We start from the raw sequence: 24,956 nt of genomic DNA, 5'->3' as shown, positions 1-24,956 counted from the left end.
TTGATTTTTAAAGGGTTCAGGCGTGGCGTACGCCGACGGGAAGGGTCTGATTATTAGCAGGCTTAATAATCAGAGTAAGCCACACTGAGACGAAAAGCGCCACCCCCATAAAGATGTACGACGCCGACGGGCTGCCCGTTGCGCCGTTCAGGTACCCGACGAACCACGAACCAAAGAACGAGCCCAGCGCGCCCATGCTGTTGATCAGGGCCATTGCGCCACCCGCGACGTTACGCGGCAGCATTTCCGGAATGATGGCAAAGAATGGACCATACGGGGCGTACATCGCCGCGCCGGCGATCACCAGTAGCGTATACGAGGCCCAGAAGTTATTTGCCCCCACTGCCCACGAACCAATAAAGGCACAGGCAGCGATTAACAGCAGCGGCCAGACGAACAGCTTACGGTTTTGCATTTTGTCCGAGGCCCACGACGCCAGGATCATCGCGACAGTGGCGGCCAGGTAAGGCACGGACGACAGCCAGCCCACTTCCACCATCCCAAGGTTGTCGCCACCGCTTTGGATGATTGACGGCAGCCACAGCACGAAACCGTACACGCCGATGCTCCAGGTAAAGTACTGCATGCACAGCAGCACCACATTACGTGAGCGGAAGGCTTCACCGTAGTTGCGTACCGCTTTCAGCCCCTGCTGCTCTTTATCCAGCTGCGACTGCAGCGCGGCTTTTTCATCTTCAGAGAGCCATTTGGCCTGCGCCGGTTTGTCTTTCACCAGCACCCACCAGCAGAACGCCCAGATAACCGCCGGGATCCCTTCAATAATGAACATTTCACGCCAGCCGAACGACTGGATCAGATACCCTGAGACCACCGACATCCACAGCACGGTGACCGGGTTGCCGAGGATCAGGAAGGTATTGGCGCGCGAGCGTTCGGATTTGGTAAACCAGTTGCTGATGTAGATCAGCATTGCCGGCATCACCGCCGCTTCCACCACGCCAAGAATAAAGCGAATGGCCGCCAGCGCCGGGATGTTATTCACCACCCCGGTGAGTGACGCGCAACCGCCCCACAGGATCAGGCAGATAAAGATTAGTTTGCGCACGCTACGGCGTTCAGCGTAGATCGCGCCGGGGATCTGGAAAAAGAAGTAACCGAGGAAGAACAGGGCACCCAGCAGCGAGGAGACGCCTTTGGTGATCCCCAGGTCTTCGGTGATGCCGGCGGCAGACGCGAAACTGAAGTTTGCACGGTCGAGATACGCCAGGCTGTACGTGATAAACACGACGGGCATGATGTACCACCAGCGTTTTACTGCATTTGTTGAGCTTTTCATAGGCTTGCCTCTGTGGTTGAGGGAGTCACCGCCGCTGTCTGTAGGGTACAGGGTGGCTTAAACATGTGCGGGGTTTATTCCCCTAACTGCTTCCGGGTAGGTAACCCTTCGCTGTCGCCCTGTACCTGGATCGCCAGTGCGCCAATGGTATTGCCTCGCGAGATGGCCTGCGCCAGGGTTTTGCCCTCCAGAAGGGCGCTGATCACGCCCACGGCAAAGCCATCCCCCGCGCCGACCGTATCGACGACGTTCTCGACCTTCACTGCGGCTATGGCACCTTGCTCGCCTGTGGCCGTTTTATACCAGGCCCCGTCAGCGCCAGTTTTCAGGATCACCGCCTTCACGCCGCGGTTCAGGTAAAAATCGGCAATCCCTTCCGGGGTATTTTCCCCGGTCAGGACGATGCCCTCTTTGACGCCAGGTAACACCCAGTCGGCCTGGAAGGCGAGGTGGTTCAGTTTCTCCACCATTTCCGCTTCGCTTTTCCACAGCACCGGACGCAGATTCGGATCGAATGAGATCGTCTTGCCTGCGGCTTTCATTGCCCCGGCGGCGCGATCGAGCAGGGCGTAAGAGCTGGCAGAGAGTGCCGCTGCGACGCCACTCAGATGCAGGTGTCGCGCGGCCATAAACCCGTCCGGCTTGAAATCCTCCTCCGACAGATGGCTGGCGGCAGAGCCTTTACGGAAATACTCGACGATGGGATCGGTTCCATCGTCGACTTTAGATTTGAGCTGAAACCCGGTGGCGTAACGGCCATCCAGGGTGACCCCTGAGGCGTCAATGCCCTCTTTTTTCAGCGAGTCGAGCACAAACTGGCCGAAGCTGTCGGTCCCGACGCGGCTGACCCAGCCGACATTCAGGCCAAGTCGCGCCAGCCCGGTAGCCACGTTCAGTTCGGCACCGGCCACGCGTTTGATAAAGCGATCGACGTCGCTGAGCTCGCCGGGGCGGGTAGCGACAAACATGGCCATCGCTTCGCCAATGGTGATGACATCCAGAGCGTGTGGCATAGGGTTACTCCTCGCGCAGTAAATTAACGTAGTGACGGGTGACCGCCGTCAGATCGGGCCCTTCCAGCGGAAACTCAATACCGCGAGGGGCATCGGCAGGGAGCGTGTCCAGCAGCGCCTGCCAGCGGGTGTCGTCATTATCCGGCGGCACAGCGCGATACTGCTGCTGATGGGGTACGGCGGCTTTGACGTGGATATAGCTCACGGCAGGTGCCAGATGGCGCGCGGCCTCTTCCGGGGATTCCCCCACCCACAGCCAGTTGCCCATATCAAAGGTCAGGGTGACGGGCAGATTCATTACCCGACAGGCGGCCTTGAAGCGTTGCATCGGGGCCAGCTGGCCGTAGCGCGTCTGGTCATTTTCCACCACCAGGGTCATGCCGGTTTCGTCGAGCAGCGCGCGCAAGGCATCGAGCTGCTGCTTATCGCTGAAGTGGCCGAGGGAGACTTTCAGCCACAGGGCGTTGAGGGTACTGGCTTCGGCAAGGTAGTGGGGCAGCAGGGGGTTGAGCTTGCCGTCCGGGGTAAACAGGGCATCAGGGGCGGAATAGCAGGCCAGCAGGCCGAGCAGCTCGATGGATTGGGCGAGGGTCGGTAAGGCGTCCAGTTCGCCCTCGGTGAATAATTCCCGGCGGATTTCAACGCCATCGGCGCCGGCGCCGGCAATGACCGGCAGCATGGCGCGCTGGCCACCGGCTTCACGCACGTTGTCTGCGCCATACGCAGCGGTGACAACAATAATTTTTCTGGCCATGAGTAGGCTCCATTACGTAGCTGATAAGCTTTACGCTAGATGGAACCGGTTCCAAAGAAAAGTTCAGGATGTTGGATTTATGATCGCCATCACGAAGGGGCGTTTATCGGGCGGTAGAACCCCGGACGATCAGCTCGCCGGAAAAGACCTGCTCGCGAACGGCATCGTCGGTGCCGTTGATCCGACGCACTACCTGTTCGACGGCAGCAAAACCAATCTGCCAGGTGGGCTGTTTGAGGGTGGTAATCCCCACGCCAGCCAGCTCTGCCCACTCCAGCTCATCAAAGCCCAGCAGGCCGATATCGCTGCCCCAGTGCAGGCCGATACGTTTGAGCGAGCGGGCCACCTGAAGGGTTAAGGCGCCGTTGGCAGAGATCACCGCTTTGCGCATGCCGCGATGGCGGGTATGGAACTGGCGCAGAGCGTTATCCAGCAGGTCCGCTTCATGCAGGGGGATTTCGACGTTTTCGGCAACCACGCCAGCATAGCGCGCCAGGGTGGAGCGAAAGGCGCTCAGGCGCTCGCGGCGGGTATTAACCATCCCCAGCGGTTCGCTGATAAACAGGATCGCTTCAAAACCTTGTTCAATCAGGTGTTCGGTGGCGGTGGTGGCGGCCTGGGTGTTATCCAGCCCGACCACGTCGCAGGCAAAATCCGGGATCTTACGGTCAATCAGCACCATTGGCAGGGCCGACTGCTGCAGGCGGTTGAGCCCCTCTTCACGCATGCCGACGGCGTTGACTACAATGCCTTCCACCTGATAGCTGCGCAGCAGATCGAGATAGTGCAGCTCCTGGTCGAGTTCGTTGTTGGTGTTACACACCAGCGGGGTAAAGCCCTTTTCCCGGCACGCGGCTTCGATGCCGCTCAGCACGTTAACCGAGTAAGGATTGGTGATATCGGCGATGATCAGGCCGATCAGGCGGGTTTTGCCGTGTTTCAGCCCGCGGGCCATCAGGCTTGGGCGATAGTCGAGTTCGGCGATGGCCTGTTCAATACGGGCAAGTAGCGCGTCGGACAGCAGGTGTTTCTCGCCGTTGAGATAGCGGGAGATGCTGGTTTTACCGGTTTTCGCGGCTTTCGCCACATCGCTGATGGTGGGCCGTGTTGATTTGCTCATCGTGGGTTTCCTTGCCTGAGGTGCGCACACCTTAGCGCGAAAACGCCCGGTGGCGCTACGCTTACCGGGCCTGCGATGGGAGGATTTTACTGGGTTGGGCTGAGGGTGATCTCGACGCGGCGGTTCTGCGCTTTGCCTTCTGCCGTGCTGTTGCTGGCGATCGGGTTCGCCGGGCCCATTCCGCTGGCGCGGATGCGAGGCGCCGCTACGCCCTGGGTGATCAGCGAACTGGCCACCGCGTCGGCGCGCTGCTGGGACAGACGCATGTTCAGATCCTGGCTGCCGGTGCTGTCGGTGTAGCCCAGCACGTTCACCGCTGTTTTACCGTATTCTTTGAGCACCATTGCCACGCCGGTCAGCGTGTTGGCACCTGCCGGTTTCAGGGTGGAGCTGTTGCTGTCGAAGGTGACATTATTCGGCATGTTCAGGATGATGTTATCGCCGCTGCGGGTGACGCTTACGCCGGTACCCTGCATTTTTTCGCGCAGCTTCGCTTCCTGCACATCCATGTAATATCCGGCCCCGCCGCCCAGTGCTGCACCGGCTGCGGCGCCAATCAGCGCGCCTTTGCCGCGATCTTTTTTTGAGGAGGAGAGGGCGCCAACGCCTGCGCCCACCAGAGAACCGATGCCGGCGCCAATGCCGGATTTACCCGCTTCACGTTCGCCGGTGTAAGGGTTGGTGGTGCAGCCTGAAACAACCAGTGCGCCGCTCACAACAGCGGCAATCATAAGTACGCTTTTTTTCATCTTCTTTCCTTAAGCTTTTTTATTCTTTGCCACGACGGGCGTGGCAGTTGATTATGACCCGCAGTTATGAAGAAAATTTTGGGGATAACTCTGAAATATGTATCAAATTATCAACAGCCTCGAAGAAGGCTATGAAACCTGCAACGGATAACCAGGAGCGCACGCCGTGACCACTTCAACAAAAACGATTCTGACCGCAGCCCACTGGGGGCCGATGCTGGTTGAGACGGATGGCGACGCGGTGTTGTCTTCCCGCGGGGCGTTGCCCACCCAGCATCCGAACTCGCTGCAAACCGTGGTGCGCGATCAGGTTCACAGCAAAACGCGCGTACGCTGGCCGATGGTGCGTAAGGGCTTTCTCGCCTCGCCAGATAAGCCGCAGGGCGTGCGCGGCCAGGATGAGTTTGTGCGCGTTAGCTGGGACCAGGCGCTGACGCTGATTGATGCTCAGCACCGCCGGATCCGTGATAGCCACGGCCCGGCGTCGATTTTTGCCGGATCCTATGGCTGGCGTTCAAACGGCGTGTTGCACAAGGCGGCGACGCTGCTTCAGCGCTATATGAGCCTGGCGGGCGGTTACACCGGCCATCTGGGGGATTACTCCACCGGTGCGGCACAGGCCATCATGCCGTATGTGGTCGGTGGCAATGAGGTATACCAGCAGCAGACCAGCTGGCCGCTGGTGCTGGAGCACAGCGACGTGGTGGTACTGTGGAGCGCCAATCCGCTCAATACGCTCAAGATTGCGTGGAACGCCAGCGACGAGCAGGGCATTGGGTATTTTGATGCGCTGCGCAAAAGCGGCAAGCGTCTGATCTGCATCGACCCGATGCGCTCTGAAACCATGGATTTCTTCGGCGACAGCGCCGAATGGATCGCCCCGCATATGGGCACCGACGTCGCGCTGATGCTCGGCATTGCCCATACGCTGGTTGAAAATGGCTGGCAGGACGAGGATTTCCTCGCGCGCTGTACCAGCGGGTACGCCCTCTTTGCTGACTACCTGACCGGTGAGTCGGACGGGATCGCCAAAACGGCCGAGTGGGCTGCCGACATCTGTGGCATTGAGGCGGCTAAAATTCGCGAACTGGCAGTCTTGTTCCACGAAAATAACACGATGCTGATGTCCGGATGGGGCATGCAGCGTCAGCAGTTTGGCGAGCAGAAGCACTGGATGCTGGTCACGCTGGCGGCGATGCTCGGCCAGATCGGCACCCCGGGCGGCGGTTTTGGGCTGTCTTATCACTTTGCTAACGGCGGCAACCCGACGCGCCGGGCGGCGGTGCTGGCGTCGATGCAGGGATCGGTACAGGGCGGCGTTGACGCGGTCGATAAAATCCCGGTTGCCCGCATCGTTGAAGCGCTGGAGAACCCGGGCGGGTTTTATCAGCACAACGGCATGGATCGTCACTTCCCGGATATCCGCTTTGTCTGGTGGGCGGGCGGAGCCAACTTTACCCATCATCAGGATACCAACCGCCTGATCCGCGCCTGGCAAAAACCGGAGCTGGTGGTGATCTCGGAGTGCTTCTGGACCGCGGCAGCCAGACATGCTGATATCGTGTTGCCTGCGACCACCTCGTTTGAACGTAACGATATGACGATGACCGGTGATTACAGCAACCAGCATATGGTGCCGATGAAGCGCGTCGTGCCACCGCGCGACGAGGCGCGGGATGATTTTGACGTTTTTGCTGAGCTGAGCGAACGCTGGGAGCAGGGCGGCGGCGAGCGGTTTACGGAAGGCAAAACCGACCTCGACTGGCTGGAGACGTTCTATCAGATTGCCGGGCAGCGTGGCGCAGCGCAGGGCGTAACCCTGGCGCCGTTCGCGCAGTTCTGGGCGGACAATGCCATCGTCGAAATGCCGGAGTCAGAGCAGAATGCGCAGTTTGTCCGCTTCGCCGATTTCCGCCGCGATCCGCTAAATCATCCCCTGAAAACCGAGAGCGGCAAAATAGTGATCCACTCTGAGCGCATCGCCAGCTTCCAGTATGCCGACTGCCCGCCGCACCCGATGTGGCTTGCGCCGGACGAATGGCATGGCAATGCGCTGCCGAATCAGCTGCAGTTGCTCTCTGCCCACCCGGCACATCGTCTGCACAGCCAGCTGAACTACTCCTCCCTGCGTGAACAGTATGCGGTGGGCGGGCGTGAGCCTGTGACCCTGCATCCGCATGATGCTAACGCCCGCGGAATTGCCGATGGTGATGTGGTCCGGGTCTGGAACGGGCGCGGGCAGGTGCTGGCCGGGGCCGTGGTCAGCGACGGGATCAAGCCGGGGGTGATCTGTATTCATCAGGGCGCCTGGCCGGATCTGGATGCGGACAACGGCGGGATTTGTAAGAACGGCGCGGTCAACGTATTGACCAAAGATCTCCCCAGCTCGAAGCTGGGGAATGGCTGCGCCGGAAATACGGCGCTGGCGTGGCTGGAAAAATATCAAGGCCCGACGCTTACTCTGACGGCATTTGATCCGCCTGCCAGCTCATAAGCCAGGTCGGGTGGTGGGTCTCTTCCTGCCAGGCGCTGTTTTCAATACGAAAGCCCTGTGCATGGTAGAAATTCACCGCCCGACTGTTCTTCTGATACACCTCAAGGCTTAACGACGGGTAGCGCTGCTGGACATGGTTGATCAGCGCATGCCCGATACCTCGTCCCGCAAACGCTGGGTCGACAAACAATGCGCCAACAAACATGGACTGCATCACGCTGATAAACCCGCGAAGCTGGCCTGCCTCTTCCCACACCCAGGTCTCTGCCGAGGGCAGATAGACATCCCGCACGATCGCCTCGCTCTCCTGCCAGTACTGCGCATCGATAAACGGATGGGCGAAAGTGGTGCTCTCCAGCCACAGTTCCAGTAACGGCTCGAGATCGTCATTGAGCCCTTTGCGGATCATGCTGGCCTCCGGGGTGACAGAAGCAGGTGGTGACGTGATCGTTGACCAGCCCGCAGGCCTGCATAAAGGCGTAGCAGATGGTGGAGCCGACGAACTTAAAGCCGCGCTTTTTCAGCGCTTTTGAGAGGGCATCGGAAGCGGGCGTTGAGGCGGCGATCCCGGCGAGCGTCGACGCCTGCGTCACCTGTGGGGTGTTATCGACGAACGACCAGACGAAATCACAGAACCGCTCGCCATTTTCTTCCATCGCCAGATAGGCCCGCGCGTTACCGATAATGGCTTCGATTTTGCCACGGTGGCGAATAATCCCCGCGTCCAGCACCAGCCTGTCGACGTCGTCTGGCGTCATCGCGGCGACGCGGACCGGATCAAACTGATGAAAAGCCCGGCGATAGTTTTCCCGTTTTTTCAGCACCGTTATCCAGGATAACCCGGCCTGCTGGCCTTCAAGACAGATCATCTCAAACAGATTCTTACCGTCAGTTTCCGGGACTCCCCACTCTTTATCGTGATAGTCGATATAGAGCTGATCCTGGCTAACCCAACCACAACGTTGCATCGGTTTTCTCCTTTCCAGGTCGTGAAATCGAAAAATATCAATCGACCCGGCTTGACGTGTTATCTATAGAGACAATAGTTAATACAGGCTGATACGCAACCACCTTCAGGATGCCACGCGGCCTTTATTAAACAATGACAAATATCGCCGAATTCGGCTCTCCCTGGAGTCGCTTTGATGATGATAAAAAAAATCAGTGGCCACCATGCCGTTACCGGTCTGGTGAGTTTATTTGCCTGCCTGCTATCGGGCCACACAGCATATGCCTGGCAACAGGAATATATCGTTTCAGATACAGAAAGTAATACGACCGAACGTTATACATGGGATGCGGATCACCGACCGCGTTACGAGGATATTCTTGAGGAACGGATCCGTTCTTCGCAGAATATACCCGGCCTGGCGCTGAAAATGCCAGATACGTCACCGCTGGACGCCAGCGGCGCGATGAGCGTGGGCTGGAGTATTCCCATTGCCCGGCACTTTACCACCGGGCCGGTTGCCGGTTGGCACTATGACGGCTCGACGCCCAATATGTATAACGAGTTTGGCGATAGCGTGACGACGCAATCGCTTGTCGATCCGCTGTGGCATGCGAGCATCAGTACGCTCGGCTGGCGTGTCGATACGCGGGTGGGCGATGTGCGTCCATGGGCGCAAATCAGCTACAACCAGCAGTTTGGTGAGAATCAGTGGAAAACGCAGTCCGGACTGGGGCGCATACCGTCGTCAACGCAGTACGGCAATTGGATGGATGTGACGGTTGGGGCCGATATGCTGCTTAATCCGCATATGGCGGCGTATGCTTCCATGTCGCAGGCGGAAAATATGACCACCGGCGAAGATTACCTTTACACCCTTGGCGTCAGCGCTAAGTTTTAAATGTGTCAATTAAGTTGGCGTTGTTAACATCTTTATCACATGAATGGCCTGGCCTGTATCGATAGTAACCACTAACTCGTGCAGGTATCGATGACAGTCCAGGTCATTCATTCCTGAATTTGGGCATTTCATTCCGACCTCTCTGCATTTCATGCCGTTTTACCCCAGGCATTGCGGGGTTTTCGCTATTGTTGTCAGCAGTGAATTTCCCCTTTTTCCTGCAGGACAACTGCCATGAACACATCATCTTATAACCGCACCCGCTGGCTGACCCTTTTTGGCACCATTGTGACGCAATTTGCTCTGGGCTCGGTCTATACCTGGAGCCTGTTCAACAGCGCACTCTCCGATAAGCTCAATGAACCTGTCAGCCAGGTGGCTTTCTCCTTTGGCCTGCTGAGCCTGGGGCTGGCAATCTCTTCCTCTATCGCCGGTAAGTTGCAGGAACGCTTTGGCGTGAAGCGCGTCACTATGGCCTCTGGTGTTCTGCTGGGTGTGGGCTTCTTCCTGACCGCTCATTCCAACAACCTGATGATGCTCTGGCTGAGCGCCGGGGTACTGGTCGGGCTGGCGGACGGCGCGGGTTATTTGCTGACCCTGTCGAACTGCGTGAAATGGTTCCCGGAACGTAAAGGGCTGATCTCCGCCTTTGCGATTGGCTCATATGGCCTCGGCAGCCTGGGCTTTAAGTTCATCGACAGCTATTTACTGTCGGCGGTTGGACTCGAAAAGACCTTTATGATCTGGGGCGCAATCGTGATGGTGATGATTCTGTTCGGTGCGACCCTGATGAAAGATGCGCCACAGCAGCAGGCGCAGTCCGTGAATGGCGTAGTTGAAAACGACTTTACGCTGGCCGAGTCCATGCGTAAGCCGCAGTACTGGATGCTGGCCGTGATGTTCCTGACCGCCTGCATGAGTGGCCTGTATGTGATTGGCGTGGCGAAAGATATCGCCCAGGGGCTGGTTAAACTGGATGCGGCGACTGCCGCCAACGCGGTGACCATCATCTCCATCGCCAACCTTTCGGGTCGCCTGGTGCTGGGTATCCTGTCCGATAAAATCTCCCGTATCCGGGTGATCACTATTGGTCAGGTCGTCTCGCTGGTGGGGATGGCCGCGCTGCTGTTTGCCCCGCTGAACGAAGTGACCTTCTTTGCCGCTATCGCCTGCGTCGCCTTTAACTTCGGCGGCACCATCACGGTCTTCCCGTCGCTGGTGAGCGAGTTCTTCGGTCTGAATAATCTGGCGAAAAACTACGGCGTGATTTATTTAGGCTTCGGTATCGGCAGTATTTGCGGTTCGCTGATTGCGTCATTGTTCGGTGGGTTCTATGTGACTTTCTGCGTTATCTTCGCTCTGCTGATTATCTCTCTGGCACTTTCCACGACAATTCGTCAGCCCCGGCCAGAAATATACCGCGAAGCACATGCTTAATTAGTACGCTAAGGGCCGGATATTCCGGCCTTTTTTCTGCCCGCCAAAAGTAAAGAACCCACCTCTTGTATGTCATCGGACTTGTTTTTTTGTAAATATTTGCACCAATCACATTCTCTGTTGCCACTTTTTCTCACCGCTGTGGTCTACTTACCGCGCTCAATGTTTTTCTCATAACGAATTCCTTAGCGAAGAATTACCCTGTTTACTTTTTAAACAAGAGTAACACGGCTCTATTTACCTTTTTCCAGGTCGCATTAATGAAATATATCAAAGCGATGACGCAACAAAAGCTGAGTTTTATGCTGGCGTTGTACATCGGACTGTTTATGAATGTCGCGGTTTTTTTCCGTCGGTTTGACGGTTATGCGCAAGATTTTACTGCCTGGAAAGGGATTGCTGGGATTGTCGAACTGGTTGCCACCGTGCTGGTGACCTTCTTTTTATTACGCCTGCTGTCGCTGTTCGGACGACGCGTGTGGCGCGTCCTTGCCACGCTGGTGGTGCTGTTCTCGGCGGGTGCCAGCTATTACATGACCTTTATGAACGTGGTCATTGGCTACGGCATTATTGCGTCGGTGATGACCACGGATATCGATCTCTCTAAAGAAGTGGTCGGTCTGCACTTTATTATCTGGCTGGTTTCGGTCAGTGCGCTGCCGCTGATATTTATCTGGAGCAACCGCTGCCGCTATACGCTATTGCGCCAGCTACGTACGCCTGGGCTGCGTATCCGAAGCGTGATGCTGGTTACCCTGGCGGGATTGATGGTCTGGGGCCCGATTCGGCTGCTGGATGTTCAGCAGAAGAAGGTTGAGCGCAGCTCCGGTGTGGATCTGCCGAGCTACGGCGGCGTGGTGGCAAACTCCTATCTGCCTTCCAACTGGATCTCTGCGCTGGGGCTGTACGCCTGGGCGCAGGTGGATGAATCATCGGATAACAAATCGCTGATGAACCCGGCGAAAAAATTCACCTATCAGGCACCTGCCGATCTCGATGATACCTACGTGGTGTTTATTATTGGTGAAACGACGCGCTGGGATCATATGGGCATGCTGGGCTACGGGCGAGATACCACACCGAAGCTGGCACAGGAGAAAAATCTGGTCGCCTTCCGCGGATACTCCTGCGATACCGCCACCAAGCTCTCCTTACGCTGCATGTTCGTGCGTGAGGGCGGGGCAAGCGACAATCCGCAGCGGACGCTTAAAGAGCAAAACATCTTCTCCGTGCTGCGCCAGCTTGGCTTTAGCACTGACCTCTATGCGATGCAAAGCGAAATATGGTTCTACAGCAACACGATGGCCAACAACATTGCCTACCGTGAGCAAATCGGCGCTGAGCCGCGTAACCGCGGTAAGAGCGTTGACGACATGCTGCTCGTTGACGAGATGCAACGCTCGCTTCAGGGCAACCAGAAAGGTAAGCACATGATCATCCTGCATACCAAGGGCTCGCACTATAACTACACCCAGCGTTATCCGCGCAGCTTTGCGAAATGGACGCCGGAGTGTAAGGGCGTGGACAAAGCCTGTAGTAAAGAGGAGATGATCAACTCCTATGACAACTCGGTGACCTATGTGGATCACTTTATTGACAGCGTGATTGATCAGGTGCGTGATAAGAAGGCGATTGTCTTCTATGCCGCCGACCACGGTGAGTCGATCAACGAGAAAGAGCATCTGCACGGTACGCCGCGCAAGATGGCGCCACCGGAGCAGTTCCGGGTGCCAATGATGGTGTGGATGTCGGACAAGTATCTGGAGAACCCGGATAAAGCCAAAATGTTCGCTCAGCTCAAGCAGCAGGCGGATATGAAGGTGGCGCGTCGCCATGTGGAGCTGTACGACACCATCATGGGTTGCCTCGGTTACACCTCACCCGACGGTGGGATTAACGAGAACAACAACTGGTGTAAGGTTCCTGACGGTGCAGTGAAGGCCGCGAACTGAAGGCCTGGCGACTTTATCGCCAATTGAATGGCTTTTTTAAAATAAGGGATTGACGGGCGCATACCCCAGCAGTAAGATGCGCTCCGCATTCGGCGAGTAGCGCAGCTTGGTAGCGCAACTGGTTTGGGACCAGTGGGTCGGAGGTTCGAATCCTCTCTCGCCGACCACATTCGAAACCCTGCTCACAGAGCAGGGTTTTTTGCATCTGAAGTTCATGAGGATGAGAATCTCCGGGGAAGGAGGTTCGACCCGAGCGAAGCGAGGGAACGTTGCTTTAGCAACGGCCCGCAGGGCGAGCCACGAAGTGGCGAGTCATCCTCTCTCGCCGACCACATTTAAAAAAGGGCTAACCGCAAGGTTGGCCCTTTTTGCATTTGTCGTCCACAGAAACACCCTGCTTCAACGGTTCATTTTTCACATAACGCTACAAAATACGCCCTACCTCTCGTTCCCCCTGCCTGTTAACGTTTTTGTGACATATTCCATTGTATTTTTTTATATATAGATTGATTTTTTCTGGCGTTACTTATAGATAACCCCAGCATTTTCCCCTGTGCGTTTTAACGTTCACGGCATTAAGTGCGCAGATAATCGCCATTCTGCAAGAAAGTTTAAGCCGGTTGAATAAATGTTAATCACTGGTTGTAGCAGATTGTGTAGAGAGTTGTGCTGCATCATGGCGGGTAGCATAAATTTCCCTGCTGAAAATAGCCCCCGCAAGTTTTTTTAATCTTTGTTTACGAATTCTCACACCTGGCGTAAATCCCCGTCACCTGTATTGACGTTTTCACATTCTGTTGACAGATTGTAGGGCAAGAGGGGCACTTCAGGGAGGATCTGCGCTGCAACTCAGTCGCTCTTCTGAACGGAATCTCCATCCCTTATAACGCCTTAGGGCAGCACCGACCGGACCGGGTAAAAAACAAATTAAAGGTCAGGCGGAGTAACACAACAAACATCACAATGGAGCCGAATAATAATGAGTATTTCCTTGAAGAAGTCAGGGATGCTGAAGCTTGGTCTGAGCCTGGTGGCAATGACTGTGGCTGCGGGCGTACAGGCAAAAACCCTGGTCTACTGTTCTGAAGGCTCGCCGGAAGGCTTTAACCCACAGCTCTTTACCTCTGGTACAACGTACGACGCTAGCTCCGTACCTATCTATAACCGTCTGGTTGAATTCAAAATCGGTACCACGGAAGTGATTCCGGGTCTGGCGGAGAAGTGGGAAGTCAGCGAAGACGGTAAAACCTATACCTTCCACCTGCGTCAGGGCGTGAAGTGGCAGGACAGCAAAGATTTCAAACCTACGCGTGAGCTGAATGCCGACGACGTGGTGTTCTCCTTCGACCGTCAGAAAAATGCCCAGAACCCGTACCACAAAGTCTCTGGCGGCAGCTATGAGTACTTCGAAGGGATGGGCCTGCCTGATCTGATCAGCGAAGTGAAAAAAGTGGACGATAAAACCGTTCAGTTCGTGCTGAGCCGTCCGGAAGCGCCATTCCTGGCTGACCTGGCCATGGACTTCGCCTCTATTCTGTCTAAAGAATACGCGGACAACATGCTGAAAGCCGGTACGCCGGAGAAAGTGGATCTGAACCCAATCGGTACCGGTCCATTCCAGCTGCAGCAGTACCAGAAAGACTCCCGTATTCTGTACAAAGCGTTCGAAGGTTACTGGGGCACCAAGCCACAGATCGACCGCCTGGTCTTCTCCATCACGCCTGACGCATCTGTGCGTTACGCCAAGCTGCAGAAGAACGAGTGCCAGGTGATGCCGTACCCGAACCCGGCAGACATCGCGCGTATGAAGCAGGACAAAAACATCACCCTGCACGAGCAGGCTGGCCTGAACGTCGGCTACCTCTCTTTCAACACCGAGAAGAAACCGTTTGATGATGTGAAAGTGCGTCAGGCGCTGACCTACGCGGTGAACAAAGACGCGATCATCAAAGCGGTTTATCAGGGCGCGGGCGTTGCAGCGAAAAACCTGATCCCACCAACAATGTGGGGCTATAACGACGACGTGAAGGATTACACCTACGACGTCGAGAAAGCGAAAGCACTGCTGAAAGAAGCCGGTCAGGATAAAGGCTTTACCGTTGAGCTGTGGGCGATGCCAGTACAGCGTCCGTACAACCCGAACGCTCGCCGTATGGCTGAGATGGTTCAGGCTGACTGGGCTAAAATCGGCGTTCAGGCCAAGATCGTCACTTACGAGTGGGGCGAGTACCTGAAGCGTGCTAAAGCAGGTGAACACCAGGCTGTAATGATGGGCTGGACCGGGGACAATGGGGATCCGGACAACTTCTTCGCCACCCTGTTCAGCTGTGATGCCGCAAAACAAGGTTCTAACTACTCTCGCTGGTGCTACAAGCCGTTTGAAGATCTGATTCAGCCGGCACGTGCGACCGACGACCACAACAAGCGTATCGAACTGTACAAACAGGCTCAGGTTGTGATGCATGACCAGGCGCCAGCGCTGATCGTGGCTCACTCCACCGTGTACGAGCCAGTGCGTAAAGAAGTTAAAGGCTACGTGGTTGATCCACTGGGCAAACACCACTTCGAAAACGTATCAATTGAATAATTAAAAGTAACGCCAGGCGGCGCTGCGTTTGCATTGGCCTACAAACCGTAGGCCGGGTAAGCGTAGCGTCACCCGGCAGCAGTGCTTTATCCCCTTTGAGTTCTGTGGGGATAAGATTTGTGAGCAATAAAGACGTCATGCCAGCAGGCATGCGTCATTAGAGAGAATCCGGGTTATGTTGCAGTTCATCCTCCGACGTCTGGGGTTAGTTATCCCCACGTTTATCGGTATCACCCTTCTCACCTTTGCCTTCGTCCATATGATCCCCGGCGACCCGGTAATGATTATGGCAGGTGAGCGTGGAATTTCGCCTGAGCGTCATGCACAACTGTTGGCCGAGTTGGGTCTGGATAAGCCCATGTGGCAACAGTATCTCCACTATATCTGGGGCGTGCTGCATGGTGATTTGGGTATTTCGCTGAAAAGCCGTCTTCCGGTGTGGGAAGAGTTCGTGCCGCGCTTTAAAGCGACGCTTGAACTCGGTGTCTGCGCCATGATGTTTGCCGTCGCCGTTGGTATTCCGGTGGGCGTGCTGGCTGCGGTAAAACGCGGCTCAATCTTTGACCACACTGCAGTGGGTCTGGCCCTGACCGGCTACTCCATGCCTATCTTCTGGTGGGGCATGATGCTGATTATGCTGGTGTCGGTGCAATGGAACCTGACGCCGGTCTCCGGGCGCGTCAGCGACATGGTGTTCCTGGATGATTCGAATCCGCTGACCGGATTTATGCTAATCGACACGGCTATCTGGGGCGAAGAGGGCAACTTTATTGACGCGCTGGCGCATATGATTTTGCCTGCCATGGTGCTGGGTACGATCCCGCTGGCGGTGATTGTGCGTATGACCCGCTCGTCGATGCTGGAAGTACTGGGTGAGGATTACATCCGTACCGCCCGCGCCAAAGGGTTGACCCGTATGCGCGTGATCATCGTGCATGCGCTGCGTAACGCCATGCTGCCGGTTGTGACCGTTATCGGTTTGCAGGTGGGTACGTTGCTGGCGGGTGCGATCCTGACGGAAACCATCTTCTCCTGGCCGGGACTGGGCCGCTGGCTGATTGACGCATTGCAACGCCGTGATTACCCGGTAGTGCAGGGCGGTGTACTGCTGGTGGCGACGATGATTATTCTCGTCAACCTGCTGGTCGATTTGCTGTACGGCGTGGTGAACCCGCGTATTCGTCATAAGAAGTAAGGGGCCATCATGTCACAAGTTTCTGGAAATAAAGTGGTCGCTGCACCGGTGCCAATGACGCCGCTGCAGGAGTTCTGGCACTACTTCAAACGTAATAAAGGCGCGGTTGTCGGTCTGGTGTATGTCACCATCATGATCATCATCGCGGTATTTGCGAACTTTCTTGCACCCTATAACCCGGCGGATCAGTTTCGCGACATGCTGCTGGCGCCGCCGGCCTGGCAGGAGGGTGGCACCTTTGCTCATCTTCTGGGTACCGACGATGTGGGCCGCGATGTGCTGTCCCGTCTGATGTACGGTGCGCGTCTGTCGCTGCTGGTCGGTTGTCTGGTGGTGGTGCTCTCGCTGATTCTGGGCGTGGTTCTCGGGCTGGTCGCAGGCTACTTCGGGGGCCTGGTCGACAACATCATCATGCGTGTCGTCGACATCATGCTGGCGCTGCCAAGCCTGCTGCTTGCGCTGGTACTGGTGGCGGTCTTCGGTCCGTCTATCGGCAACGCTGCATTGGCCCTGACGTTCGTGGCACTCCCCCACTATGTGCGCTTAACCCGCGCGGCGGTGCTGGTGGAAGTGCATCGCGACTATGTCACTGCGTCCCGCGTGGCGGGAGCTGGCGCACTGCGTCAGATGTTCGTCAATATTCTTCCAAACTGCCTTGCGCCCCTGATTGTTCAGGCATCGCTCGGTTTCTCAAACGCCATTCTCGATATGGCTGCTCTTGGCTTCCTTGGCATGGGTGCGCAACCGCCAACACCGGAGTGGGGCACGATGCTCGCCGACGTGTTGCAGTTCGCGCAAAGCGCATGGTGGGTCGTGACCTTCCCGGGTCTGGCGATCCTGCTGACGGTGCTGGCATTTAACCTGATGGGTGATGGTCTGCGTGATGCACTTGATCCCAAACTGAAGCAGTAAGAGGCACGAGATGGCGTTATTAAATGTAGATAAATTATCGGTGCACTTCGGTGACGTTGGCTCCGAGTTTCGCGCCGTAGATCGTGTTAGCTACAGCGTAAATCAGGGTGAAGTGGTGGGCATCGTCGGTGAATCCGGTTCCGGTAAATCGGTGAGCTCGCTGGCGATCATGGGATTGATTGATTATCCCGGGCGCGTAATGGCGGAAAGCCTTGAGTTTAACGGTCAGGATCTGAAGCGCATTTCGGAAAAAGAGCGCCGCCAGCTGGTGGGCGCCGAAGTGGCGATGATTTTTCAGGACCCGATGACCAGTCTTAACCCATGCTACACCGTCGGTTTCCAGATTATGGAAGCCATCAAGGTGCATCAGGGCGGTAACAAGAAAACCCGACGTCAGCGGGCGATTGACCTGCTGACCCAGGTCGGGATCCCCGATCCGGGCTCACGTCTGGATGTTTATCCGCACCAGCTTTCCGGTGGGATGAGCCAGCGCGTGATGATCGCGATGGCGATTGCCTGTCGTCCAAAGCTGCTGATCGCCGATGAACCGACGACCGCGCTGGACGTGACCATTCAGGCGCAGATCATTGAGCTGCTGCTGGAGCTGCAGCAGAAAGAGAACATGGCGCTGATCCTGATCACCCATGACCTGGCGTTAGTGGCCGAAGCGGCGCATAAAATTATCGTGATGTATGCAGGGCAGGTGGTCGAAACCGGCAAGGCGACGGATATCTTCCGCGCGCCGCGCCACCCGTATACTCAGGCTCTGCTGCGCGCATTGCCGGAGTTTGCCCAGGACAAGGCGCGTCTGGCTTCGCTGCCGGGCGTGGTGCCGGGCAAGTATGACCGTCCGATGGGCTGTCTGCTGAACCCGCGCTGTCCGTATGCGACCGACAAATGCCGTACCGATGAGCCAGAGCTGTATACCCTCACCGACGGCCGTCAGTCAAAATGCCACTACCCACTCGATGACGCCGGGAGGCCTACACTATGAGTAAGCAAGAGGCCACCCTGCAGCAGCCACTGCTTCAGGCGATCGATCTGAAAAAACACTACCCGGTGAAGAAGGGGCTGTTTGCGCCTGAACGTCTGGTGAAAGCGCTAGACGGTGTCTCCTTTACCCTGGAGCGCGGGAAGACGCTGGCGGTAGTAGGGGAGTCCGGCTGTGGGAAGTCCACGCTGGGTCGTCTGTTGACCATGATTGAAATCCCGACCGGGGGCGAGCTGTACTATCAGGGGCAGGATCTGCTCAAGCACGATCCCAACGCGCAGAAGCTGCGTCGGCAGAAAATCCAGATTGTGTTCCAGAACCCGTACGGTTCTCTGAACCCGCGTAAGAAAGTGGGACAGATTCTGGAAGAGCCGCTGCAGATTAATACCGAGTTGAGCAAAGAGCAGCGGCGCGAGAAAGCACTGGCGATGATGGCGAAGGTGGGGCTCAAGACCGAGCACTACGATCGCTATCCGCATATGTTCTCTGGCGGCCAGCGTCAGCGTATTGCTATCGCCCGCGGTCTGATGCTCGATCCGGACGTGGTGATTGCCGATGAACCGGTTTCTGCACTCGACGTTTCCGTACGTGCGCAGGTACTGAACCTGATGATGGATCTGCAGCAGGATTTAGGCCTGTCGTATGTCTTCATCTCTCACGACCTGTCCGTGGTGGAGCACATTGCCGATGAAGTGATGGTGATGTATCTGGGACGCTGCGTGGAGAAGGGGACAAAAGATCAGATCTTTAATAACCCGCGCCATCCTTATACTCAGGCATTGCTCTCGGCCACCCCGCGTCTGAACCCGGATGAACGTCGTGAGCGTATTAAACTGACCGGTGAACTGCCAAGCCCGCTCAATCCACCGCCGGGATGTGCATTCAATGCCCGCTGCCGTCGTCGCTTTGGGCCGTGCACGCAGCTGCAGCCGCAGTTAAAAGACTACGGTGGACAGCTGGTGGCCTGCTTTGCCGTCGATCAGGATGAGAACGGCGAAAAGCCTCAGGTGTAAGCAATAAAAAAACCGGCGATTATCGCCGGTTTTTTTATGTCTGCTTAACCCCTATTTCCGCAGGCGGATCTGGTCGACAGCGTGCTTCTCACTCTTGGTAAGGATCAGGCTGGCGCGTTCACGCGTCGGGAGGATGTTCTCTTTCAGGTTCACGTAGTTGATCTCATTCCACAGCGACGTTGCCACGTTAACGGCTTCTTCTTCCGAGAGCTGAGCGTAGTTATGGAAGTAGGAGTCAGGATCCGTAAAGGCCCCTTCGCGGAACTTAAGGAAACGATTGATATACCAGTTTTGCAGCAGGTCTTCTGGCGCATCGACATAAATAGAGAAATCGACAAAGTCAGAAACGAACACATGATGCGGGTCATGTGGATAATCCATCCCGCTCTGCAGGACATTTAATCCTTCCAGAATCAGAATATCGGGCTGCACCACCGTTTTATCCCCGTCCGGGATGCGATCATAAATCAGGTGCGAATAGACCGGCGCGGTTACATTCGGTGCGCCAGATTTCAGATCCGAGACGAATTTCACCAGACGGTGCATATCGTAAGAGAGCGGGAAGCCCTTCTTCTTCATCAGGCCGCGTTCTTTTAATACTTCATTGGGGTGCAGGAAGCCGTCGGTGGTGATTAACTCCACGCTGCGGTGTTCCGGCCAGCGGCTCAGCAGCGCCTGGAGCACGCGCGCGGTGGTACTTTTGCCCACGGCTACGCTGCCGGCAATGCTGATGATATAAGGAATGCGCTGCCCGTTGGTTCCGAGGAACTGCTCCAGTACGGCCTGACGGCGAAGGTTGGAGCTTATATAGAAATTCAGCAAACGCGATAAAGGCAGGTATATTTCTGCCACTTCTTCCAGCGACAGGTCTTCGTTTATCCCTTTTAGCCGTGCGATTTCGCCTTCTGTCAGGGTCATCGGCACGGAATCACGCAGAGCAGCCCACTGGCTGCGGCTAAACTGGAGATAAGGCGTCATTAACGTTTGCTCTTTTTTGCTCATCAGCATGCTTCAGTGAGCCATCACTTCCCACAGTAGAGGCTAGCCATGCGGGGTATGGCACATCTAGTAGTTAATTTTGGACAATGCGCAGGAGGGTAACATCAGATGAGAGGAATAATAAGAAAAAAAGTCGCTAACTGATGCGTAACGCAGGAATCCTCCCGCCCACGGTTTAGGCCCTTTTCAGGGGGTAAATGACGGATATTTGTCCGCTTCTGCCTGGAATTACAGCGTTTACCCCTCTCTTCGCATAAAATATGAGCGAACGCACGATTTATGCGAATTTTTAGTTGCATGAATCTGCGGGTCTCCCTAAAATGCGCGCTACTTGATGCCGACTTAGCTCAGTAGGTAGAGCAACTGACTTGTAATCAGTAGGTCACCAGTTCGATTCCGGTAGTCGGCACCATCAAGTCCGGTGGGGTTCCCGAGCGGCCAAAGGGAGCAGACTGTAAATCTGCCGTCACAGACTTCGAAGGTTCGAATCCTTCCCCCACCACCACTTTCTGGCAGCGTATTCGCCGCCGGAGCTGGTTGAAAAAATTAGCCAGCTCGAACTTAAAAAGAGAGAAATCTCTTTTTTTGTTACAGAAAGAACTGGGTAGCCGAGTTTCAGGATGCGGGCATCGTATAATGGCTATTACCTCAGCCTTCCAAGCTGATGATGCGGGTTCGATTCCCGCTGCCCGCTCCAATACGTGCTGATATGGCTCAGTTGGTAGAGCGCACCCTTGGTAAGGGTGAGGTCCCCAGTTCGACTCTGGGTATCAGCACCACTTCACTTCTCCCTCCCGTTTCTCTCTGTTTCAATTTAAATGAATTCAACAGTTCAGGCATATTGCCTGGTTGATGTGGTGATATCACCGATTTATCCGTGTCTTAGAGGGACAATCGATGTCTAAAGAAAAGTTTGAACGTACAAAACCGCACGTTAACGTCGGTACTATCGGCCACGTTGACCATGGTAAAACAACGCTGACCGCTGCAATCACTACCGTTCTGGCTAAAACCTACGGTGGTTCTGCTCGTGCATTCGACCAGATCGATAACGCACCAGAAGAAAAAGCGCGTGGTATCACCATCAACACTTCCCACGTTGAGTATGACACCCCGACTCGCCACTACGCACACGTAGACTGCCCAGGCCACGCCGACTATGTTAAAAACATGATCACCGGTGCTGCGCAGATGGACGGCGCGATCCTGGTTGTTGCTGCGACTGACGGCCCTATGCCTCAGACCCGTGAGCACATCCTGCTGGGTCGTCAGGTAGGCGTTCCTTTCATCATCGTGTTCCTGAACAAATGCGACATGGTTGATGACGAAGAGCTGCTGGAACTGGTAGAAATGGAAGTACGTGAGCTGCTGTCTCAGTACGATTTCCCAGGCGACGACACCCCTATCGTTCGTGGTTCTGCACTGAAAGCGCTGGAAGGCGAAGCACAGTGGGAAGAGAAAATCATCGAACTGGCTGGCTACCTGGATTCTTACATCCCGGAACCAGAGCGTGCGATTGACAAGCCGTTCCTGCTGCCTATCGAAGACGTATTCTCTATCTCCGGCCGTGGTACTGTTGTTACCGGTCGTGTAGAGCGCGGTATCGTTAAAGTTGGCGAAGAAGTTGAAATCGTTGGTATCAAAGAGACTGCTAAGTCTACCTGTACCGGCGTTGAAATGTTCCGCAAACTGCTGGACGAAGGTCGTGCAGGCGAGAACTGTGGTGTTCTGCTGCGTGGTATCAAGCGTGAAGAAATCCAGCGTGGCCAGGTTCTGGCTAAGCCGGGCTCTATCAAGCCACACACTAAGTTCGAATCCGAAGTGTACATCCTGTCCAAAGATGAAGGCGGCCGTCATACTCCGTTCTTCAAAGGCTACCGTCCACAGTTCTACTTCCGTACAACTGACGTGACCGGTACCATCGAACTGCCAGAAGGCGTTGAGATGGTAATGCCAGGCGACAACATCAAAATGGTTGTTACCCTGATCCACCCAATCGCGATGGATGACGGTCTGCGTTTCGCAATCCGTGAAGGCGGCCGTACCGTTGGTGCGGGCGTGGTTGCTAAAGTTCTCAGCTAATTGCTGATAACATTTGACGCAATGCGCATGAAAAGGGCATCATTTGATGCCCTTTTTGCACGCTTTCGAACCAGAACCTGGCTCATCAGTGATTTTATTTGTCATAATCATTGCTGAGACAGGCTCTGAAGAGGGCGTTTTAGTCCGAAACGCATCAGAGCATTTCGGTTAGGTTCGCCTCGCAATCGCGGGGTGAAAATATTTGTAGAATACTTCTGACAGGTTGGTTTATGAGTGCGAATACCGAAGCTCAAGGGAGCGGGCGCGGCCTGGAAGCGATGAAATGGGTAGTGGTAGCCGTATTGTTGATCGTGGCAATCGTTGGCAACTATCTTTATCGTGACATGATGCTGCCGCTACGCGCGCTGGCAGTGGTAATTCTGATTGCTGCAGCGGGTGGTGTCGCGCTGTTGACGACCAAAGGTAAAGCGACCGTTGCTTTTGCCCGCGAAGCGAGAACCGAAGTCCGTAAGGTCATTTGGCCGACTCGCCAGGAAACATTGCACACCACGCTGATTGTAGCTGCGGTTACCGCTGTAATGTCACTGATCCTGTGGGGACTGGATGGTATTCTGGTTCGCCTGGTATCCTTTATCACTGGCCTGAGGTTCTAAGATGTCTGAAGCCCCTAAAAAGCGCTGGTACGTCGTTCAGGCGTTTTCCGGTTTTGAAGGCCGCGTAGCTACATCGCTGCGTGAGCATATCAAATTACACAACATGGAAGAGTTGTTTGGCGAAGTTATGGTTCCGACCGAAGAAGTGGTCGAGATCCGTGGCGGCCAGCGTCGCAAAAGCGAACGTAAATTCTTCCCGGGTTACGTCCTTGTTCAGATGGTGATGAACGACGCAAGCTGGCACCTGGTGCGTAGCGTACCTCGCGTAATGGGCTTTATCGGCGGCACGTCTGACCGTCCGGCGCCAATCAGCGACAAAGAAGTTGATGCGATTATGAACCGCCTGCAGCAGGTTGGGGATAAGCCGCGTCCTAAAACGCTGTTTGAACCGGGCGAAATGGTCCGTGTCAGTGATGGTCCGTTTGCTGACTTTAACGGTGTGGTTGAAGAAGTGGACTACGAAAAGTCCCGCCTGAAAGTTTCTGTTTCTATCTTCGGTCGTGCGACCCCGGTAGAGCTGGACTTTGCGCAGGTAGAAAAAGCCTAAGTAGCCGATCAAAAAAGCGACGATTTAATCGTTGCACAGGGCGCGAGATTGGAATACAATTTCGCGCCTTTTGTTTTTATGGATCGCATCCGTAAAACGAATTTTATCACGGGGAGCCTCCTTGAGGCGCTATAACCCAATCAGAGGATTTTACAATGGCTAAGAAAGTACAAGCCTATGTCAAGCTGCAGGTTGCAGCTGGTATGGCAAACCCGAGTCCGCCAGTCGGCCCAGCACTGGGTCAGCAAGGCGTTAACATCATGGAATTCTGTAAAGCGTTCAACGCCAAAACTGAATCCCTGGAAAAAGGCCTGCCGACTCCGGTTGTTATTACCGTTTACGCTGACCGTTCTTTCACTTTCGTTACCAAGACCCCGCCGGCAGCAGTTCTGCTGAAAAAAGCGGCTGGTATCAAGTCTGGTTCCGGTAAGCCGAACAAAGACAAAGTAGGTAAAATTTCCCGCACTCAGCTGCAGGAAATCGCGCAGACCAAAGCTGCCGACATGACTGGTTCCGACATTGAAGCGATGACTCGCTCCATTGAAGGTACTGCACGTTCCATGGGCCTGGTAGTGGAGGACTAAGAAATGGCTAAACTGACCAAGCGCATGTCCGTGATCCGTGGCAAAATTGATGCGACCAAACAGTACGACATCAACGAAGCTATCGCTCTGCTGAAAGAACTGGCTACCGCTAAGTTCGTTGAAAGCGTTGACGTTGCTGTAAACCTCGGTATCGACGCTCGTAAATCTGACCAGAACGTACGTGGTGCAACTGTACTGCCACACGGTACTGGCCGTTCCGTTCGCGTTGCCGTATTTGCCCAGGGCGCAAACGCTGAAGCTGCTAAAGCTGCAGGCGCTGAGCTGGTAGGTATGGAAGATCTGGCTGACCAGATCAAGAAAGGCGAAATGAACTTTGACGTTGTTATTGCTTCCCCGGATGCAATGCGCGTTGTTGGCCAGCTGGGCCAGGTTCTGGGCCCACGCGGTCTGATGCCAAACCCGAAGGTTGGTACTGTAACCCCTAACGTTGCTGAAGCGGTTAAGAACGCTAAAGCAGGTCAGGTTCGTTATCGTAACGACAAAAACGGCATCATCCACACCACCATCGGTAAAGTGGACTTTGACACTGACAAACTGAAAGAAAACCTGGAATCTCTGCTGGTTGCGCTGAAAAAAGCCAAACCAACTCAGGCGAAAGGCGTGTACATCAAGAAAGTTAGCCTGTCTACCACCATGGGTGCAGGTGTTGCAGTTGATCAGGCTGGCCTGAGCGCTGCTGCAAACTAATACCTTTACGTGGGCGGTGGATTTGTCTACAATCTTCCCCCCACGTTTGCTAATGAAA

The 24,956-nt window shown here is 55.4% G+C and carries 22 protein-coding genes, 5 tRNA genes and 1 other RNA gene; 20 read left to right on the top strand and 8 right to left on the bottom strand.

All coding sequences use genetic code 11. The annotated features are described in order from the left end of the window. Window positions 1-16 precede the first annotated feature (16 nt). The 5 genes from M8014_RS13390 to M8014_RS13370 all read right to left on the bottom strand — a co-directional run bounded on the left by M8014_RS13390 (window position 17) and on the right by M8014_RS13370 (window position 4,933). Window positions 17-1,297: an MFS transporter gene (locus tag M8014_RS13390; protein ID WP_271282916.1), complete on the bottom strand. Its 1,281-nt coding sequence runs from the start codon at window positions 1,295-1,297 to the stop codon at window positions 17-19. 74 nt (window positions 1,298-1,371) lie between these two features. Beyond that, entirely contained in the window at window positions 1,372-2,310 is a 939-nt protein-coding gene (locus M8014_RS13385; RefSeq protein WP_271282915.1) for a sugar kinase, read from the bottom strand. 4 nt (window positions 2,311-2,314) lie between these two features. Continuing rightward, window positions 2,315-3,064: a sugar phosphate isomerase/epimerase family protein gene (locus M8014_RS13380; protein ID WP_271282914.1), complete on the bottom strand. Its 750-nt coding sequence runs from the start codon at window positions 3,062-3,064 to the stop codon at window positions 2,315-2,317. A 103-nt stretch (window positions 3,065-3,167) separates the two neighbouring features. Continuing rightward, a complete protein-coding gene (locus M8014_RS13375; protein ID WP_271282913.1) occupies window positions 3,168-4,184 on the bottom strand; it encodes a LacI family DNA-binding transcriptional regulator in 1,017 nt (338 codons plus the stop codon). 86 nt (window positions 4,185-4,270) lie between these two features. Continuing rightward, the gene (locus tag M8014_RS13370; protein WP_271267001.1) at window positions 4,271-4,933 is read right to left on the bottom strand and encodes an OmpA family lipoprotein; all 663 of its coding nucleotides are present in this window, start codon (window positions 4,931-4,933) and stop codon (window positions 4,271-4,273) included. 166 nt (window positions 4,934-5,099) lie between these two features. On the opposite strand from M8014_RS13370, the gene M8014_RS13365 reads away from it, so the two are divergent. Continuing rightward, entirely contained in the window at window positions 5,100-7,427 is a 2,328-nt protein-coding gene (locus M8014_RS13365) for a molybdopterin guanine dinucleotide-containing S/N-oxide reductase (RefSeq protein WP_271282912.1), read from the top strand. Here M8014_RS13365 and M8014_RS13360 read toward each other — a convergent pair. Together M8014_RS13360 and tag are read right to left on the bottom strand one after the other, a co-directional pair. Beyond that, on the bottom strand, window positions 7,390-7,836 hold the full coding sequence (locus tag M8014_RS13360; protein ID WP_271282911.1) for an N-acetyltransferase: 447 nt from the start codon (window positions 7,834-7,836) through the stop codon (window positions 7,390-7,392). The two genes, M8014_RS13365 and M8014_RS13360, sit on opposite strands and share 38 nt — an antisense overlap. Further along, window positions 7,814-8,395 (bottom strand): DNA-3-methyladenine glycosylase I, encoded by a 582-nt coding sequence (gene tag / locus M8014_RS13355; protein ID WP_271282910.1) that lies wholly within the window; start codon window positions 8,393-8,395, stop codon window positions 7,814-7,816. The genes M8014_RS13360 and tag overlap by 23 nt, the downstream gene beginning before the upstream one ends. A gap of 177 nt (window positions 8,396-8,572) precedes the next feature. Between tag and M8014_RS13350 the strand changes: the two genes are divergently transcribed. From M8014_RS13350 to dppF, 10 genes are all read left to right on the top strand, one after another. Next, window positions 8,573-9,277, top strand: a complete 705-nt coding sequence (locus tag M8014_RS13350; RefSeq protein ID WP_271282909.1) for an autotransporter domain-containing protein — start codon at window positions 8,573-8,575, stop codon at window positions 9,275-9,277. 234 nt (window positions 9,278-9,511) lie between these two features. Then, window positions 9,512-10,714: an L-lactate MFS transporter gene (locus M8014_RS13345; RefSeq protein ID WP_271282908.1), complete on the top strand. Its 1,203-nt coding sequence runs from the start codon at window positions 9,512-9,514 to the stop codon at window positions 10,712-10,714. Between the two features lie 260 nt (window positions 10,715-10,974). Next, a complete protein-coding gene (gene eptB / locus M8014_RS13340) occupies window positions 10,975-12,666 on the top strand; it encodes a kdo(2)-lipid A phosphoethanolamine 7''-transferase (RefSeq protein ID WP_271282907.1) in 1,692 nt (563 codons plus the stop codon). Window positions 12,667-12,756: 90 nt separating this feature from the next. After that, window positions 12,757-12,833 (top strand) — tRNA-Pro (locus M8014_RS13335). A gap of 33 nt (window positions 12,834-12,866) precedes the next feature. Further along, window positions 12,867-12,998: non-coding RNA, RtT sRNA (locus M8014_RS13330), on the top strand. A gap of 647 nt (window positions 12,999-13,645) precedes the next feature. Beyond that, complete coding sequence (dppA, locus tag M8014_RS13325; RefSeq protein WP_271282906.1) at window positions 13,646-15,253, top strand: dipeptide ABC transporter periplasmic-binding protein DppA; 1,608 nt, start codon at window positions 13,646-13,648, stop codon at window positions 15,251-15,253. 175 nt (window positions 15,254-15,428) lie between these two features. Beyond that, complete coding sequence (gene dppB, locus M8014_RS13320; RefSeq protein WP_271282905.1) at window positions 15,429-16,448, top strand: dipeptide ABC transporter permease DppB; 1,020 nt, start codon at window positions 15,429-15,431, stop codon at window positions 16,446-16,448. 9 nt (window positions 16,449-16,457) lie between these two features. Then, window positions 16,458-17,360: a dipeptide ABC transporter permease DppC gene (gene dppC, locus M8014_RS13315; protein ID WP_271282904.1), complete on the top strand. Its 903-nt coding sequence runs from the start codon at window positions 16,458-16,460 to the stop codon at window positions 17,358-17,360. A 10-nt stretch (window positions 17,361-17,370) separates the two neighbouring features. Next, window positions 17,371-18,354 (top strand): dipeptide ABC transporter ATP-binding protein, encoded by a 984-nt coding sequence (gene dppD, locus M8014_RS13310; RefSeq protein ID WP_271282903.1) that lies wholly within the window; start codon window positions 17,371-17,373, stop codon window positions 18,352-18,354. Beyond that, on the top strand, window positions 18,351-19,364 hold the full coding sequence (dppF, locus tag M8014_RS13305) for a dipeptide ABC transporter ATP-binding subunit DppF (RefSeq protein WP_271282902.1): 1,014 nt from the start codon (window positions 18,351-18,353) through the stop codon (window positions 19,362-19,364). Before dppD ends, dppF begins: the two co-directional genes overlap by 4 nt. Window positions 19,365-19,415: 51 nt before the next feature. On the opposite strand, the gene coaA is transcribed toward dppF, so the two are convergent. Continuing rightward, window positions 19,416-20,366 (bottom strand): type I pantothenate kinase, encoded by a 951-nt coding sequence (coaA, locus tag M8014_RS13300; RefSeq protein ID WP_271282901.1) that lies wholly within the window; start codon window positions 20,364-20,366, stop codon window positions 19,416-19,418. Between the two features lie 333 nt (window positions 20,367-20,699). Here coaA and M8014_RS13295 point away from each other — a divergent pair. The 9 genes from M8014_RS13295 to rplA all read left to right on the top strand — a co-directional run bounded on the left by M8014_RS13295 (window position 20,700) and on the right by rplA (window position 24,898). Beyond that, window positions 20,700-20,775 (top strand) — tRNA-Thr (locus M8014_RS13295). 8 nt (window positions 20,776-20,783) lie between these two features. Continuing rightward, a tRNA-Tyr gene (locus M8014_RS13290) sits at window positions 20,784-20,868 on the top strand. A gap of 117 nt (window positions 20,869-20,985) precedes the next feature. Further along, window positions 20,986-21,060 (top strand) — tRNA-Gly (locus tag M8014_RS13285). A 6-nt stretch (window positions 21,061-21,066) separates the two neighbouring features. Then, window positions 21,067-21,142 (top strand) — tRNA-Thr (locus M8014_RS13280). Window positions 21,143-21,260: 118 nt separating this feature from the next. Further along, entirely contained in the window at window positions 21,261-22,445 is a 1,185-nt protein-coding gene (tuf, locus tag M8014_RS13275; RefSeq protein ID WP_271282533.1) for an elongation factor Tu, read from the top strand. A 230-nt stretch (window positions 22,446-22,675) separates the two neighbouring features. Beyond that, the gene (gene secE, locus M8014_RS13270) at window positions 22,676-23,059 is read left to right on the top strand and encodes a preprotein translocase subunit SecE (protein WP_003862342.1); all 384 of its coding nucleotides are present in this window, start codon (window positions 22,676-22,678) and stop codon (window positions 23,057-23,059) included. 1 nt (window position 23,060) lies between these two features. Further along, on the top strand, window positions 23,061-23,606 hold the full coding sequence (gene nusG / locus M8014_RS13265) for a transcription termination/antitermination protein NusG (protein ID WP_002438628.1): 546 nt from the start codon (window positions 23,061-23,063) through the stop codon (window positions 23,604-23,606). 155 nt (window positions 23,607-23,761) lie between these two features. Further along, window positions 23,762-24,190 carry a 50S ribosomal protein L11 gene (gene rplK, locus M8014_RS13260; protein ID WP_271282900.1) on the top strand — a complete coding sequence of 143 codons (429 nt, stop codon included), beginning with the start codon at window positions 23,762-23,764 and terminating at the stop codon, window positions 24,188-24,190. A gap of 3 nt (window positions 24,191-24,193) precedes the next feature. Then, window positions 24,194-24,898, top strand: a complete 705-nt coding sequence (rplA, locus tag M8014_RS13255) for a 50S ribosomal protein L1 (RefSeq protein WP_271282899.1) — start codon at window positions 24,194-24,196, stop codon at window positions 24,896-24,898. Window positions 24,899-24,956 lie beyond the last annotated feature (58 nt).

It is taken from the genome of Silvania hatchlandensis, from assembly GCF_025564065.1.
Classification (GTDB): Bacteria; Pseudomonadota; Gammaproteobacteria; order Enterobacterales; family Enterobacteriaceae; genus Enterobacter; species Enterobacter hatchlandensis.
Note: the sequence above shows the minus strand (reverse complement) of the source record. Positions and strands in the feature narration are given on the sequence as shown.

Coding starts and splice junctions, on each gene's coding strand:
- eptB (WP_271282907.1), top strand. CDS start 10,975: ATGAAATATATCAAAGCGATGACGCAACAAAAGCTGAGTTTTATGCTG.
- M8014_RS13370 (WP_271267001.1), bottom strand. CDS start 4,933: ATGAAAAAAAGCGTACTTATGATTGCCGCTGTTGTGAGCGGCGCACTG.
- tag (WP_271282910.1), bottom strand. CDS start 8,395: ATGCAACGTTGTGGTTGGGTTAGCCAGGATCAGCTCTATATCGACTAT.
- coaA (WP_271282901.1), bottom strand. CDS start 20,366: ATGAGCAAAAAAGAGCAAACGTTAATGACGCCTTATCTCCAGTTTAGC.
- rplK (WP_271282900.1), top strand. CDS start 23,762: ATGGCTAAGAAAGTACAAGCCTATGTCAAGCTGCAGGTTGCAGCTGGT.
- dppD (WP_271282903.1), top strand. CDS start 17,371: ATGGCGTTATTAAATGTAGATAAATTATCGGTGCACTTCGGTGACGTT.
- dppA (WP_271282906.1), top strand. CDS start 13,646: ATGAGTATTTCCTTGAAGAAGTCAGGGATGCTGAAGCTTGGTCTGAGC.
- M8014_RS13380 (WP_271282914.1), bottom strand. CDS start 3,064: ATGGCCAGAAAAATTATTGTTGTCACCGCTGCGTATGGCGCAGACAAC.
- M8014_RS13360 (WP_271282911.1), bottom strand. CDS start 7,836: ATGATCCGCAAAGGGCTCAATGACGATCTCGAGCCGTTACTGGAACTG.
- M8014_RS13390 (WP_271282916.1), bottom strand. CDS start 1,297: ATGAAAAGCTCAACAAATGCAGTAAAACGCTGGTGGTACATCATGCCC.
- rplA (WP_271282899.1), top strand. CDS start 24,194: ATGGCTAAACTGACCAAGCGCATGTCCGTGATCCGTGGCAAAATTGAT.
- M8014_RS13385 (WP_271282915.1), bottom strand. CDS start 2,310: ATGCCACACGCTCTGGATGTCATCACCATTGGCGAAGCGATGGCCATG.
- M8014_RS13350 (WP_271282909.1), top strand. CDS start 8,573: ATGATGATAAAAAAAATCAGTGGCCACCATGCCGTTACCGGTCTGGTG.
- dppB (WP_271282905.1), top strand. CDS start 15,429: ATGTTGCAGTTCATCCTCCGACGTCTGGGGTTAGTTATCCCCACGTTT.
- secE (WP_003862342.1), top strand. CDS start 22,676: ATGAGTGCGAATACCGAAGCTCAAGGGAGCGGGCGCGGCCTGGAAGCG.
- tuf (WP_271282533.1), top strand. CDS start 21,261: ATGTCTAAAGAAAAGTTTGAACGTACAAAACCGCACGTTAACGTCGGT.
- M8014_RS13345 (WP_271282908.1), top strand. CDS start 9,512: ATGAACACATCATCTTATAACCGCACCCGCTGGCTGACCCTTTTTGGC.
- M8014_RS13375 (WP_271282913.1), bottom strand. CDS start 4,184: ATGAGCAAATCAACACGGCCCACCATCAGCGATGTGGCGAAAGCCGCG.
- dppF (WP_271282902.1), top strand. CDS start 18,351: ATGAGTAAGCAAGAGGCCACCCTGCAGCAGCCACTGCTTCAGGCGATC.
- dppC (WP_271282904.1), top strand. CDS start 16,458: ATGTCACAAGTTTCTGGAAATAAAGTGGTCGCTGCACCGGTGCCAATG.
- nusG (WP_002438628.1), top strand. CDS start 23,061: ATGTCTGAAGCCCCTAAAAAGCGCTGGTACGTCGTTCAGGCGTTTTCC.